Annotated in this window: 11 protein-coding genes; 5 read left to right on the top strand and 6 right to left on the bottom strand. The window is 71.3% G+C overall.

Annotation, left to right across the window (positions count from 1 at the left end; genetic code table 11):
• Positions 1-96 precede the first annotated feature (96 nt).
• Positions 97-1,410, top strand: a complete 1,314-nt coding sequence (locus tag ACFXMF_RS30100) for a DUF445 domain-containing protein (protein ID WP_379989229.1) — start codon at positions 97-99, stop codon at positions 1,408-1,410.
• A 33-nt stretch (positions 1,411-1,443) separates the two neighbouring features.
• Here ACFXMF_RS30100 and ACFXMF_RS30105 read toward each other — a convergent pair whose 3' ends face one another.
• Positions 1,444-3,048, bottom strand: coding sequence for an acyl-CoA synthetase (locus ACFXMF_RS30105; protein WP_360309325.1), 1,605 nt, complete (start codon positions 3,046-3,048; stop codon positions 1,444-1,446).
• A gap of 292 nt (positions 3,049-3,340) precedes the next feature.
• Between ACFXMF_RS30105 and ACFXMF_RS30110 the strand changes: the two genes are divergently transcribed.
• Positions 3,341-4,972 (top strand): protein kinase, encoded by a 1,632-nt coding sequence (locus tag ACFXMF_RS30110; protein ID WP_379989227.1) that lies wholly within the window; start codon positions 3,341-3,343, stop codon positions 4,970-4,972.
• A gap of 92 nt (positions 4,973-5,064) precedes the next feature.
• On the opposite strand, the gene ACFXMF_RS30115 is transcribed toward ACFXMF_RS30110, so the two are convergent.
• The 5 genes from ACFXMF_RS30115 to ACFXMF_RS30135 form a co-directional block, all read right to left on the bottom strand.
• Positions 5,065-5,865, bottom strand: coding sequence for a crotonase/enoyl-CoA hydratase family protein (locus tag ACFXMF_RS30115; RefSeq protein ID WP_379989226.1), 801 nt, complete (start codon positions 5,863-5,865; stop codon positions 5,065-5,067).
• A gap of 75 nt (positions 5,866-5,940) precedes the next feature.
• Positions 5,941-7,068, bottom strand: a complete 1,128-nt coding sequence (locus ACFXMF_RS30120) for an acyl-CoA dehydrogenase family protein (RefSeq protein ID WP_379989224.1) — start codon at positions 7,066-7,068, stop codon at positions 5,941-5,943.
• Positions 7,069-7,101: 33 nt separating this feature from the next.
• Positions 7,102-8,292 (bottom strand): acyl-CoA dehydrogenase family protein, encoded by a 1,191-nt coding sequence (locus ACFXMF_RS30125; protein ID WP_360309317.1) that lies wholly within the window; start codon positions 8,290-8,292, stop codon positions 7,102-7,104.
• Positions 8,293-8,403: 111 nt separating this feature from the next.
• Positions 8,404-10,623 carry an acyl-CoA dehydrogenase gene (locus ACFXMF_RS30130; protein ID WP_379989223.1) on the bottom strand — a complete coding sequence of 740 codons (2,220 nt, stop codon included), beginning with the start codon at positions 10,621-10,623 and terminating at the stop codon, positions 8,404-8,406.
• A 118-nt stretch (positions 10,624-10,741) separates the two neighbouring features.
• Positions 10,742-11,236, bottom strand: a complete 495-nt coding sequence (locus ACFXMF_RS30135; RefSeq protein ID WP_360309313.1) for a pyridoxamine 5'-phosphate oxidase family protein — start codon at positions 11,234-11,236, stop codon at positions 10,742-10,744.
• 135 nt (positions 11,237-11,371) lie between these two features.
• Between ACFXMF_RS30135 and ACFXMF_RS30140 the strand changes: the two genes are divergently transcribed.
• From ACFXMF_RS30140 to ACFXMF_RS30150, 3 genes are all read left to right on the top strand, one after another.
• Positions 11,372-12,187: an SDR family oxidoreductase gene (locus ACFXMF_RS30140; protein ID WP_360309311.1), complete on the top strand. Its 816-nt coding sequence runs from the start codon at positions 11,372-11,374 to the stop codon at positions 12,185-12,187.
• Positions 12,188-12,342: 155 nt separating this feature from the next.
• Complete coding sequence (locus tag ACFXMF_RS30145; protein WP_360309309.1) at positions 12,343-12,468, top strand: hypothetical protein; 126 nt, start codon at positions 12,343-12,345, stop codon at positions 12,466-12,468.
• 59 nt (positions 12,469-12,527) lie between these two features.
• Complete coding sequence (locus ACFXMF_RS30150; protein ID WP_379989222.1) at positions 12,528-13,385, top strand: 3-hydroxybutyryl-CoA dehydrogenase; 858 nt, start codon at positions 12,528-12,530, stop codon at positions 13,383-13,385.
• Positions 13,386-13,428: the final 43 nt, after the last annotated feature.

A 13,428-nucleotide genomic window follows, 5' to 3' on the forward strand; every position in this document is an offset into this window, starting at 1 on the left:
CCCGACCCGTGCCGAACCCGGGGCGGCGGAAAGCACACAGCGCCGATCCGGTGTCGTGTGCGCGTCCCGTGTGGGCAGATCATCAGAATGACGGTCATGGAAGATCTTGCCGAATCCGAGTCCGTGGCTTCGTCTCGTTCGGGACCGGGGGGTGTGGTGCGTACCGCGGCGGAGTTGACGAAGCTGCATGGGGTGCGGCGGATGAAGGTGATCGCCACCGGGTTCCTGGTGTTCGCGATCGTGTTGTACGTGCTCGCGCGCTGGGCCGAGGCGCGTGGGGCCGGGGCCTGGGCCGGATATGTGCAGGCGGCGGCGGAGGCCGGGATGGTCGGTGCGATGGCCGACTGGTTCGCGGTGACCGCGTTGTTCCGCCGGCCGCTGGGGCTGCCGATTCCGCACACCGCGATCATTCCGACCCGCAAGGACGCGCTGGGCCGCAATCTCGGCGAGTTCGTCGGGGAGAACTTCCTCTCCGACGCGGTGGTGCGGCAACGACTGAGCCGGATGGAGGTCTCCCGCCGCGCCGGCACCTGGCTGGCCGCCCCCGGGCACGCCGAGCGGGTCACCGACCAACTGGGCGCGCTGGCCCGCGCGGCGTTGACCGTGCTGCGCGACGAGGACGTGCAGAGCGTGTTCGGCCAGGCGATCACCCGTCGGGTCTCCGCCCAGGCGGTGGCCCAGCCGATCGGCGAACTGCTCGACCGGCTGGTGCGCGACGGCGCGCATCGGGGCCTGGTCGACCTGGTCGCGACGAAGGCGCACGACTGGCTGGAGCAACATCGCGAGTCGGTGCTGCGGGTGGTCAACGAGGAGTCCCCCGGCTGGTCGCCGCGCTTCCTGGACCGGCAGATCGCCAACAAGGTGCACCGCGAACTGGTCCGGTTCGCGGGCGCGGTGCGCGACGACCCGGGCCACCCGGCCCGACTCGCGGTGGACAACTTCCTCGCCGAGGTGGCCCGCGACCTCCAGCACGATCCGGCGATGATCGCCCAGATAGAGCGGCTGCGGGACCGCACCATCGCGCACCCGGCGGTCCAGGAGCTGATCGCGTCGGTGTGGAGCGCCGCCCGGACGATGCTGGTCGAGGCCACCGAGGACCCGGACAGCGAACTGCGCAACCGGGTCACCACCGCCGTGCGTTCACTGGCCGGCCGGCTGGCCGAGGACCCGCGCGTGCGGGGCAAGGCGGATCGATGGATCGAGCAGGCCGCCGTCTACGTGGTGACCACCTACCGCGACGAGATCACCGCGCTGATCACCGACACCGTCGGCGCCTGGGATCCCAAGGAGACCAGCCGCAAGATCGAGATCAACGTCGGGCGCGACCTCCAGTTCATCCGGATCAACGGCACCGTCGTCGGCGCTCTGGTCGGCCTGCTGATCCACACCCTGACCGAAGTGCTGAGCTGAGCCCCGGCCCGCCGGATCCGCCGCGGCACCCGACTACCCGGACAGCTCCTCGGCGCGCGCCTTGGCCGCCCGCAGGTCCACCTTGCCCGCCGCCGTGCGCGGGATCGACTCGACGAAGTGGATGCGCTTGGGCGTCTTGTAGCCCGCGATCATGGTCCGGGCGTGGGCGGTGATCGCCTCCGCCGCCGGCGCGGCACCCGCGCGCAGCACCACGAGCGCGGTGACCGCCTGGCCGAAGCGCGGGTCCGGGACGCCGACCACGACCGCGTCGAACACGTCCGCGTGCGTCTTGAGCGCGCCCTCCACCTCGTCCGGATAGACCTTCTCGCCGCCGGTGTTGATGGTCGCGCTGCCGCGCCCGAGCAGGATGATGCCGCCGTCCTTCTCCAGTTGCGCGAAGTCGCCCGGCAACACCCAACGGCGTCCGTCCGCGTCCTTGACGAAGGTGGCCCGGGTCTTCTCGTCGTCGCCGTGATAGCCCAGCGGGATGTGCCCGCTGACGGCCAGTCGGCCGACGTCGCCGGAGCCCGGCTCGACCGGCACCAGGCGATCGTCGAGCACCGTCGTGGTCGCCGACGAGGCGAACCGCGTCGCGCTGCCCGGTCCGCCGGTCTGCCGTGCCGCGGCGCCCGTCTCGGACGCGCCGAAGCTGTCGATCACGAAGACGCCGGCCTGCTCCAGAGCGGTGCGCACCGCCGTGCTCATCGGCGCCCCGCCGTTGCTGATCGCCTTGAGCGCGGACAGGTCGTAGGTGTCCGGATTGGCCGCGAGCCAGTCCGCCAGCGGCCTGCCCATGCCGTCGCCGACCACCGACATCGACAGCGCCCGCTCCCGGGCCGCGAGCGCCATCACGGTGTCGGCGTCGAAGCTGCGCCCGGTCCACATCAGGTAGGTGTTGCCCATGTAGAAGGTGTTCCACATCGACCACTGCCCGCCGCCGTGCATCATCGGCGCCAGACCAAGCGTGGTCATCCCGGCCGACTCCCGAACCGTGTCGCCGAGTTCGTCCGGCGTGCGCAGCTTGGGCCGAGCACCGCGACCGGCCTGCAGGGCCGCGAAGAAGATGTCCTCGCCGCGCCACAGCACACACTTGGGCATGCCGGTGGTCCCGCCCGTGTACAGGCCGTACAGGTCGTCCTCGCTGCGCGCGCCGAAGCCGCGTTCCGGCGAGGCCGCCGCGAGCGCGTCCTCGTAGGCCACCATGCCCTCGATCGACTCGGTCGAGCCGTCCTCCAGGATCACCACGTGGCGCAGCGCCGGGAAGTCGGCCCGGATCGCCCGCGTCGCACCCGCGAAGGATCGCTCCGCGATCACCGCGACCATGCCCGAGTTCTCGTACAGGTAGCGCAACTCCGCCTCGACATAGCGGTAGTTGATGTTGATCGGCACGGCCCGCGCCTTGTAGCACCCGATCATCGCCTCGACCCACTCGGCGCGGTTCCACGCGTGGATCCCGACGAAGTCGCCGGGCTCGATCCCGGCCTCGATCAGGTGGTGGGCGACCCGGTTGGCCCGCGCGTCGAGGCCGCGATAGGTCGTGCGCACCTCGCCCGCGATCAGCGCGGTGCGGTCGGGAATCGCGTCCACCACGACCTCGAAGAGGTCGGCGAGGTTGAACGACGGGCTGACGGGCGTCATGGTCGGCTCCCACGGCGGATGTACGGGTGCCTCCGAAGCGGGATCCCAGGCACGGATCCGATCCGGGGCGAAGCAGGGTCGGGTCAACTTACCCTTGACTCGATCAAAAGAATAGCTTCGCGATGATCCGGCAAAGCCCTGTCCGGGCTCCCCTCCCAAGCGGTACTTTCTCGCCACGAAAGTCCCGAATCGCCGGCGCCGCCGCATCGCGCGGCCGGGCCGGCCCGGACACCCGCACGCTCACGAAGACCCGCGCGTCCAGGCACGGCACGCACCGAGTTCCGGGGGAGACATGCGCGTTCTGGGGGGACGGTACGAACTGGCCCAGTCCGTCGGCCACGGCGGCATGGGCGTGGTCTGGCGCGGTGTCGACCGCGAACTGGGCCGCACCGTCGCGGTCAAGGTGTTGCCCGCCGAGCTGACCCGGCAACAGGAGTTCCGGGACCGGTTCCGGCGCGAGGCCCGCACCGTCGCCGCGCTCTCGCACCCGGGCGTGGCGACGTTGTACGACGTCGGCGAGGACACCACCGACGGCGAGCCGACGCCGTTCCTGGTGCTGGAGTTCGTCGACGGTCGCACGCTCGCCGAGGCGCTGCACGAGGGCCCGCTGCCGATCAACCGCACCGTGTCGATCGCCCGGGACGTCGCGGACGCGCTGGTGCACAGCCACGGCCACGGCGTCGTGCACCGCGACCTCAAACCGGCCAACATCATGCTGACCTCGTCCGGCGGCGTGAAGGTGCTCGACTTCGGCATCGCCAAGGTGCTCGCGGAGACCACGACCCGGCTCACCGCGACCGGGATGACCGTGGGCACCCCCGCCTACCTGTCCCCGGAGCAGATCGAGGGCCGGGACGTGGACGCCCGCACCGATCTGTACTCGCTGGGTGCGTTGATCTACGAACTGCTCACCGGACGGCCGCCGTTCCTGGCCGACTCGCCGTTCGCGGTGATGCACCAGCACCTGTCGAAGCCGCCGACCCCGCCGTCCGCGATGCGCCCGCAGGTGCCCGAGGACTTGGACGCGCTGGTGTTGCGCCTGCTCGCCAAGCACCCCGACGACCGCTTTCCGACCGCGAGTCGGTTGCTGGGCGCGCTGGAGGAGATCCGGGCCCGATCCACCGCGAGCGCGCCCGCCCCCGACACCGCCCGCAACCCGAACGCGGCCCACCAGGCGAGGCGACCGGCCGAACCCGCGCCGATCCCGGACACCGCCGGCCACCGGCCGCCCGCCCCGGCCCCGCCCACGCAGGGTCCGCCCGCACCGGAGCCACCCCGGATGCCGGGCCTCGCCCCCTCCGCCGGCTCGGCGCCACTGCGCTCCGCCGGCGGCCCGTGGGCGATCCGGTTCCGGCTCAGCGGCGACGGCCTGCTCGCGGTGGCCGGTGGCGCGTTGCTCGCGGGCACGTGGCTGAGCGTGACCCCGGAGGGGTTCAAGGGCTTCAATTACCTGTGCCTGGCCGCCGCCGTGCTCGCCGCCGCCGCGCTGCCGTGGTCGGCGCGACTGGCGGTGGTGCTGGTGTGGGGGCCGCTCGCCGTGTTGGCCGCGGCCCTGTTCGCGCCGCCCTACCACAGCCATCGACGGCAGGCGTTCTCCGCCTACGGCGACTCCGACTACTGGAGCGCGCGCGATCTCGGCAGCCAGGAGTTCGCCGCGATCGCGCCGTTCGTGCTGCTCGCACTGCTCTTTTTGGTCGCGTTCCTGCGCCGCCGCGACACTCCCGGCCTCTACATCGCGGCGTTTTGGCTGTTCGCCGCCCTGACCGGCTGGTCGTGTGCGTCGCTGACCAACGGGAAGCTGATCCTCACCCTGTGGATCGTGCTCGGCGTGTTGGCCTCGATCGAGCTCGTCGGCGAGGTCCGGGCCCGGCGGGTACCGGCGTCGGCGCCGAGATTGCCCCGGCATCCGACGCAACCCCGATGACCACTCGTGCGTCGACATGATGAGGACCCGCCGGGGGATTGCCGTCCCTGACCCGGCGGGCCCGTTTCATGCCGAAGTCTTCCGATGGCACATCAGGTGCCCTTGAACTCCGGGGTCTTCTTCTCCGCGAAGGCTCGCGGACCGATCTTCGCGTCGTCGCTCATGAACACCCGCATGCCGATCTGCGACTCCAGCTTGAACGCATCTTCCTCGGTCAACTGGTCGGTTTCACGCAGAACGCGCAGGACCGCCTGAACCGCGATCGGACCGTTGGCCGCGATCTGGTGGGCGATCTCCTTCGCCTTCTCCAGTGCGCCGCCATCCGGCACGACGTGCCCGATCAAACCGAGCTCCTTGGCTTCGGGCGCCTTGATGTGGCGGCCCGTCAGCAGCAGGTCGGCGGCGACAGTGTACGGAATCTGACGGCGCAGGCGCACCGCCGACCCGCCGAGCGGGAACAGGCCCCAGCGGACCTCGGATACGCCGAAGCGCGCCGACTCGCCGGCCACCCGGATGTCGGTGGCCTGAAGGATCTCGGTGCCGCCGGCGATGGCGGGCCCCTCGATCGCGGCGATCAAGGGCTTGGTGAGGGTGAAGCCCTTGAGACACCACTTCATCACGGACATGTCCATGCCCGGCTTGCCGTCGCCGCCCTTGAACGCGTCGCCCGGCGCGCGCCGGCTCATCGCCTTCAGATCGGCACCCGCGCAGAACGCGCCGCCGGCTCCGGTGAGGATGGCGACCCGGATCTCCGGGTTGTCGTTGACCTCGTCCCAGGCGGCCTCCAGGATCTCGATCATCTCGCCGGTGACCGCGTTGCGGGCCTCGGGCCGGTTCATCGTGATGATCAGGACGTGGCCGTCCCGTTCGACCAGGGCGTGGGGTTCGCTCATGTCTGTTCGTCTCCAGGAATCACAGGGGTACGGCGCCGGTACGGCCGGGCCGAGGGCGGGCTCGGATGGGCCGGTTCAGGCGAACTCGCCCGCGGCCGTGGCGGCGAAGCCGGCGCCGATCCGCAGCGCCTGCTCGGTCGCGCCGCCGAGCGAGAGTTCGATCTGCTTGGCGTGGTTGAAGTAACGGTGCACGAAGTGCTCCTCGGCCACGCCCATGCCGCCGTGCACGTGGACGGCCGCGTGCGCGACGCGGTGTCCGCCGTCGGCCGCCCAGAACTTCGCGGTCGCGATCGCCTCGGCCGCGTCCAGCCCCTCGGCCTCCTGCCACGCGGCCTGCCACGTGGTCAGCCGGATGCCCTCGACGTCGATGTAGGCGTCGGCGAGGCGATGCCCCACCGCCTGGAAGGAACCGATCGGGCGCTTGAACTGCACCCGCTCGCTCGCGTACTTCGCGCTCTCGCGCATCGCCTTCTCGGTCACCCCGAGCTGGGTCGCGCACAGCGCCAGGGTGGCCCGGTCGCGCAGCTCGCGGGCCGCGTCGGGGCCGCCGAGCGGGATGCCCGCGGCGTGCTCCAGGGTGACCAGGCCGGCGATCTCCTTGGCGGTGGTGAGCTGGGCCTCGACCCGGACACCGGCGGCCTTGGGGTCGACCAGGAACACGCCGCCGTGCCCCGCCACGTCCGCGGACACCAGCAGCAGGTCCGCCACGGTCGCCACCGGCACCCCGGTCTTGACCCCGTCCAGGTACCAGACCCCGTCCGTGTGCACCGCCGTGGTGGCGGGCGTGGCGCCGTCCCGACCGAACGGCTCGGCGAGCGCGTAGGTCAGGATCTTCGTACCGTCCACGGCGCCCGGCAGCCAGGCCGCCTTCTGCTCGTCGGTGCCCAACCGGTTCAGCATCGAGGCGGCGACCGCGATCGAGGGCCCGAACGGCACCGGCGCCAGGGTGCGGCCGACCTGCTCCAGGATCAGGCACTGCTCGAAGACGCCGTAGCCCGAGCCGCCGAACTCCTCCGGCAGGCCGATCCCGAGCAGGTTGGCCTTGGCCAACTCCGCCCACAGGTCGCGGTCCAGGCGCGGTTCGCCGTCCTGCTCGACCCGCTTGTCCAGCGCCGTGAGCGCCTCGTGGGTGACCCGCTCGCCGAGGATCCGCCCCGCCAGGCCCACCAGGTCCTGCTGTTCTTCCGTGTAACCGAAGTCCATTTCACCTGTCCTTGTCAGCGTGGTGACGGCGGGTCAGCGGGGCGGTCGCGGCAGGCCGAGGCCCAGCATCGCGATCATGTCGCGCTGTACCTCGTTGGTGCCGCCACCGAAGGTGAGGATCAGCGCCGTGCGGTGCATCTTCTCCAGCCGGCCGCGCAACACCGCACCGGGCGAGTCCTGCTGGAGGTAGGCGTCCTCGCCCATGCACTCCATCAACAACCGGTATGCCTCGGTGGCGAATTCGGTGCCGAAGATCTTGGTCGCCGAGGCGTCGGCCGGGCCGACCTTGGTGCCGTGGTCGACCGACCAGGCGATCTTCCAGTTGACCAGCTTGAGGAACTCGACCTTGGCGTGCACCCGGCCGAGGTTGGCCTGCACGTGCTCGCGGTCGATCACCCGCGAGCCGTCCGGCAGCAGCGCCCGCTCGGCCCAGCGCCGGGTCTCGTGCAGCGCGAGCTGGATGCCCGCGGCCGAACACAGCGCCACCCGCTCGCGGTTGAGCTGACCGGTGATCAGCTTCCAGCCGCCGTTGAGCTCGCCGACCATCGCGGAGGCGGGCACCCGCACGTTCTCGTAGAACGTCTGCGACGTGGTCTGGCCGCCCATGGTCTTGATCGGGGTCCAGGAGAAACCCTCGGCGTTCGTGGGCACCAGGAACATGGTCAGGCCCTTGTGCCGCGGCGCGTCCGGGTCGGTGCGCGCGGCCAGCCAGACGTAGTCCGCGACGTGGATCAGCGAGGTCCACATCTTCTGGCCGTTGATGATCCAGTCGTCGCCGTCCCGGACCGCCTTGGTGGTCAGCGCGGCCAGGTCGGTGCCCGCGCCCGGCTCGGAGTAGCCGATCGAGAAGTGCATGTCGCCGGCGAGGATCTTCGGCAGGAAGAAGTCGCGCTGCTCCTGCGTGCCGTACTCCATCAGCGTGGGGCCGACGGTGTTGATGGTCAGGAACGGCACCGCCGCGCCGGCCAGGGTGGCCTCGTCGGTGAAGATGAGCTGTTCCAGCATCGAACGGTCCTGGCCGCCGTACTCCTTGGGCCAGCCGATGCCCAGCCAGCCGTCCTTGCCCATCTGCTTGACGACGCGGCAGTACGCGCCGTCCTTGCCCATCAGGCTGGTCTCGCCCGCGGCCTGCTCGGCCCGGATCTCGGGCGTCATGATCCGCGCGAAGTACTCGCGCAGTTCCCGCCGCAGGTCCTCCTGCTCGGGTGTGTAGGCGATGTGCACGTGGTCTCCCTGGTAGCCGTGGAAAGCACTGACAGCCGGTGGTCGATCGCCGGTTGCCGGGACGGAAAGCCGAACGCCGGGCCCGGACCCGGCCCGGGCGAGCCCCGCCGGTCAGCCCCTGGGCAGGCCCAGGATGCGTTCGGCGACGACGTTGAGCTGGATCTCCCGGGTGCCGCCGCCGAGCAGGACCGCCGGCAGCGAGAGGTAGGCGGTGAGCAGTTCGCCGCCGAGGTCGGCGTGGTGGGTGCCGGCCGCGCCGATCCGGTCCAGCCGCGCGGTGACCACGGCCCGCTGGTGTTCGGTGACCGCGAGCTTGAGCACGCTGGAGGCGGCGCCCGGGTTGAGCCCGGACAACTGCTGGAGCGTCGAGCGCAGGGTCAGCGCACGCAGCGCGAAGTGCTCGGCCGCGAAGGCGCCCAGTCGACTCGCGAGCGAGGTGTCCGCGGCGCCGGTCTCGCCGATGTCGTCGAGCAGCTTGCCGAACGCCTGCATGCCCGGGCCGCCGGCGATCATCACCCGCTCGTTGGCCAGCGTGGTGCGGGCGATCCGCCAGCCCGCGTGCACCTCGCCGACCACCTGGTCGTCGGCGACGAACACGTCGTCGAGGTAGACCTCGTTGAACTCGGACTGGCCGTTGGACTGCTTGAGCGGACGCACGTCGATGCCGGGCGTGGCCATGTCCACGATGAAGTAGGTGATGCCCTTGTGCTTGGCCGCGTCCGGGTCGGTACGGGCCAGGCAGATGCCGAAGTGGGCCTCGTGCGCCTTGGAGTTCCACACCTTCTGGCCGTTCAGCCGCCAGCCGCCGTCGACCCGGGTCGCCCGGGTGCTCAGCGACGCCAGGTCGGAGCCCGCGCCCGGCTCGCTGAACAACTGGCACCAGACGATCTCGCCGCGCAGCGTGGCCGGCACGTAGGCGTCGCGCTGGGCGTCGGTGCCGTGCGCCATGATCGTCGGCAGCGCGAACTCGCCGATGATGGTGCTGGGTTGGGTCAGCCCGATCCGGGCGAACTCCTGCTGGATGACCACCTGCCGGGCCGGGTTCGCGGCGATGCCGTACGGCTCGGGGTAGTGCGGGGAGACGTAGCCGAGTTCGGCCAGCCGCCGCCGGCGGGCGGGCTCGGCGAGGGTGTTCGCCTCGGCCAGGTGCGCGGCCACCTCGGCCCGGAAGGCGGCGATGTCGCCCTCGTCGAGTTCGAGGTCGAAGCGCCGGGTGGGGCCGCCGCCGACGCTCGCCAGCGCGGCGCGGCCCAGGTGTGCGGTCCACTCCCCCACCGGGCCCAGCCACTGGGCCAGGAAGACCGCGCGGCGCCAGTAGAGGTGGATGTCGTGTTCCCAGGTGAAGCCGATGCCGCCGAGCATGGTGATGCAGTCCAGGGCCACCTCGCGAGCCAACGGCAGGCAGACCACGGCGGCCTCGGCGGCGGCCAGACGCAGTTGCTCGTCGGCGTCGGCGACCACGTCGTCGGCCGCCCGGGCCGCGTCCCAGGCCGCAGCCGTGGCCAGTTGCAGCTTGGTGAACAGCGTGGCGGCCTTGTGCTTGATCGCCTGGAACGAGCCGACCGCGACGCCGAACTGCTCGCGGATCTTGACGTAGGCGAGCGCGGTCTCGAAGCACCAGCGGGCCACGCCGACCGCCTCGGCGGCGGCGAGCACGGCGGCCAGGTCGCGCACCATGGCGGCGTCGATCCCGGTCAGCGCCCGGGACGCCGGGAGCTCCAGGTCGTGCGCGTGCACCCGGGCCACGCCGCGGGCGAGGTCGACCGGGTCCAGCGGGACGATCTCGATGGCCGCCTCGGCGCCGGGCTCGACCACGAACCAGATCTGCTCGTCCCGTTCGGCGGCCTCGACCCGCGCCCCGAGCAGCAGATACGTCGCACCGACCGCGCCCAGGACCGGTTCGGCGACGCCGTCGATCCGCCAGCCGGCTTCGGTGCGGTGCGCGGTCAGGCTCGGGACGACGGCGACCGCGCCGGTGGCCCCCTCGGCGAATCGCGGCAGCAGCGCCTTGCCGACCTCGGGGCCGGCGCAGCGGGCCAGGACGGTGCCGGTCAGCACGGTGGACAGGTACGGGCCGGGCAGCAGGCCGCGGCCGGCCTCCTCCAAGGCGACGGCGAGTTCGAGTACGCCGGCGCCCGCGCCGCCGTGCTCCTCGGGCAGGTGCACGGCGGTCAGCCCCTGGCCGACCAGCGCGTCCCAGCAGTCGGGGAGGGCGCCGGCGCCGAGTTCGTCGGCGGCTGCGCGGGTGGCCTCGATCGAGGCGTGGCGGGCGACGAAACCGGCGACCGATTCCGCGAACGCCTGGTGCTCGGTGGCGAATCCGATCGGCACTGTGTACTCCCTCACCAATACTTGTCTCGATCAAGTAAGCGGACAGGCTACCTGACTGGATCCGGCGTTGCCAGATCCGTACCCGCCTGCAGTCGGCGGCGGGGTCGGCGGGTGGGCGTCAGCTCGGGCGGGTGGACGGCAGGCCGAGCTTGCGGTGATCCCAGGACACGATCCGGTCCGGGACGACCTTGATCACCACGCGCTTGTTCAGCATCATCTCCACGGCCGGGCGCATCTCCTCGGTGTACGGCGCCGCGTAGCGGCCGAACACGCTCACCCCCAGCTCCCAGATCCGCTCCGGCTCCTCGACCACCTCGGCCTTGCCGACGATGGAGACGCCGCGCAACTCCTCGTAGTACTCGCCGGCCTCGACCAGGCACGTGATGGTCGGGTTGCGGCGCACGTTGAGCACCTTCTGCGCGCGGGCCTTGCTCTCCAGGGCGACCTCGCCCTCCAGGAAGCCGTACCACATGCCGATCGAGTGGATGCTGCCGTCGGCGCTGAGCGTGGACATCGTCATCGAGTGGCGCTCGGCCAGGAACGCGGCGATCTCCTGCTCGGTCATCCGGACCCGGTCGCGCTGCTTGACGCCGTGGCCCATGTGCTCGCCCATGCGGACTCCCCTTTTTTGATTGCTTGGGTCAAACATTGCCACGCCGGGAGCATGATTGACAGACCGTCAGTTCCGCGCCGGCCGGCCTCCCCACCATGATTGACACTGCGTCAGGTCCTGCCTAGCGTCGGCGCCATGACCCGAACCGACGACTCCGACGTCCCCGACTACCCGGCCCGGCTCCGGCTCGACGGACGCGGCGTCGTCGTGCTCGGCGCGGGCCAGGGCATCGGTCGCCAGGCCGCGCACGCCCTCGCCCAGTCCGGCGCGCGGGTGTTCGCGGTGGACCGCGAGCCGGACCTGGCCGCCGACATCGCCGCGGAGGTCGACGGCCTCGCCTGGTCCGGCGACGCGACCTCGCGCGCCGACGTCACCCGCCTGTGGGCCGACGTCGAGGCGCGGCTGGGCCGAGCGCACGCGATCGTCGACATCATCGGCATGAGCCGGTACGCCGACCTGCTCTCCACCACCGACGAGGACTGGACCTGGCACCAGGACATCGTGCTCCGGCACGCCCTGCTCGCCCTGCAACTGGGCGGCGCGCACCTGGCCGCGCACGGCGGCGGCGCGATCACCTTCGTCGCCTCGGTCTCCGGCCTGACCGGCGCCCCGATGCACGCGGCCTACGGCGCGGCCAAGGCCGGCCTGATCTCCCTGGTCCGCTCCGCCGCGGTCGAACTGGGCCCCGCCGGCGTCCGGGTCAACGCGGTCGCCCCCGGCGTCGTCTGGACCCCGCGCGTCTCCGCCTACCTCGGCGAACCCGGCCGCGCCGCCAACGCCGCGAACGCCCCCCTGCGCGACGTGGCCCTGCCCGCCGACATCGCCGGCCCCCTCCTCTTCCTGACCGGCGACCTGTCCCGCTACGTCAGCGGCCAGACCCTCACCGTCGACGGCGCGGTCGGCGCCAAGTTCCCCTACCCCCTCCCGGACATGGCGGCAGCCCCCCACTGAGCGAAACCACACTCACCCACAAGGCCGAATCCCCGAACCACCACGAGCCCCACCACCCCAGGCCACCTCCCTGGACCCGCACACCCACCGAAGGACCCGACCCCTCCCAACTGCAAAGAGCTCCGGGAAATTCGAGTCGGCACGAGAGTGCGAGCGTGGTGGATCTCGTGGTGGCCGTGACGGCACGCCACCACGGATTGACCCTGTTGCACCTCGATCGCGACTTCGACGTCATCGCCAAGCTCACCGGGCAACCGGTCCAGCGCGTCGACGAGGCGTGACCCACACCTGAGAGGATGCCCGGGAGGCCGACGGCAGTAAGTGGAGCGAGGAGTACGCGGTGTCCGATGTACGGCGTGTAGGGGTGGTAGGGGCCGGGCTGATGGGGGCCGGGATCGTCGAGGTCTGTGCGAAGGCCGGACTGGACGTGTTGGTGGCGGAGACGAGTACGGCCGCGGCGGAGGCCGGGCGGGCTCGGGTGACCAAGTCGATGGACCGCGGCGTGAAGGCGGGCAAGCTCGCCGAGGCCGATCGGGACGCGGCGCTGGCCCGGATCACGTACACCACCGACCTGGGCGACTTCGCCGACCGGGACATGGTGATCGAGGCCGTGGCCGAGCTCGAGGAGCTCAAGACACAGATCTTCGCCACACTGGACAAGGTGGTGGTGCGCGAGGACGCGATCCTGGCGTCGAACACGTCCTCGATCCCGATCATGAAACTCGGCATGGCCACCGCCCGGCCGCAGCAGGTGATCGGCATCCACTTCTTCAACCCGGTGCCGGTGCAGAAGCTGGTCGAACTGGTGCCCTCGCTGCTCACCGACGAGAGCACGGCCGCCCGCGCGGAGGCGTTCGCGGGCGAGGTGCTCGGCAAGACGGTGATCCGCTCGCAGGACCGCGCCGGTTTCGTGGTGAACTCGCTGCTCGTGCCCTATCTGCTGTCCGCGATCCGGATGTTCGAGTCCGGCTTCGCCTCCGCGGAGGACATCGACAACGGCATGGTGCTCGGCTGCGCGCACCCGATGGGCCCGCTGCGACTGACCGACCTGATCGGTCTGGACACGATCAAGGCGGTCGCGGACAGCCTCTACGACGAGTTCAAGGAGCAGCTCTACAGCTCGCCGCCGCTGCTGCTGCGGATGGTCGACGCGGGGCTGCTCGGCAAGAAGACCGGTCGCGGCTTCTACCAGTACTGAGCGACGGGCCGAAAAACGCGAAACGCGGCTCGGGGTGGACCCC

Origin of the sequence: Embleya sp. NPDC059213, assembly GCF_042754445.1 — a bacterium.
Classification (GTDB): domain Bacteria; phylum Actinomycetota; class Actinomycetes; order Streptomycetales; family Streptomycetaceae; genus Embleya.

What these genes read in the sequence shown, in the direction of transcription:
- ACFXMF_RS30100 (WP_379989229.1), top strand. Translation starts at nt 97, where the DNA reads ATGGAAGATCTTGCCGAATCCGAGTCCGTGGCTTCGTCTCGTTCGGGA.
- ACFXMF_RS30105 (WP_360309325.1), bottom strand. Translation starts at nt 3,048, where the DNA reads ATGACGCCCGTCAGCCCGTCGTTCAACCTCGCCGACCTCTTCGAGGTC.
- ACFXMF_RS30110 (WP_379989227.1), top strand. Translation starts at nt 3,341, where the DNA reads ATGCGCGTTCTGGGGGGACGGTACGAACTGGCCCAGTCCGTCGGCCAC.
- ACFXMF_RS30115 (WP_379989226.1), bottom strand. Translation starts at nt 5,865, where the DNA reads ATGAGCGAACCCCACGCCCTGGTCGAACGGGACGGCCACGTCCTGATC.
- ACFXMF_RS30120 (WP_379989224.1), bottom strand. Translation starts at nt 7,068, where the DNA reads ATGGACTTCGGTTACACGGAAGAACAGCAGGACCTGGTGGGCCTGGCG.
- ACFXMF_RS30135 (WP_360309313.1), bottom strand. Translation starts at nt 11,236, where the DNA reads ATGGGCGAGCACATGGGCCACGGCGTCAAGCAGCGCGACCGGGTCCGG.
- ACFXMF_RS30140 (WP_360309311.1), top strand. Translation starts at nt 11,372, where the DNA reads ATGACCCGAACCGACGACTCCGACGTCCCCGACTACCCGGCCCGGCTC.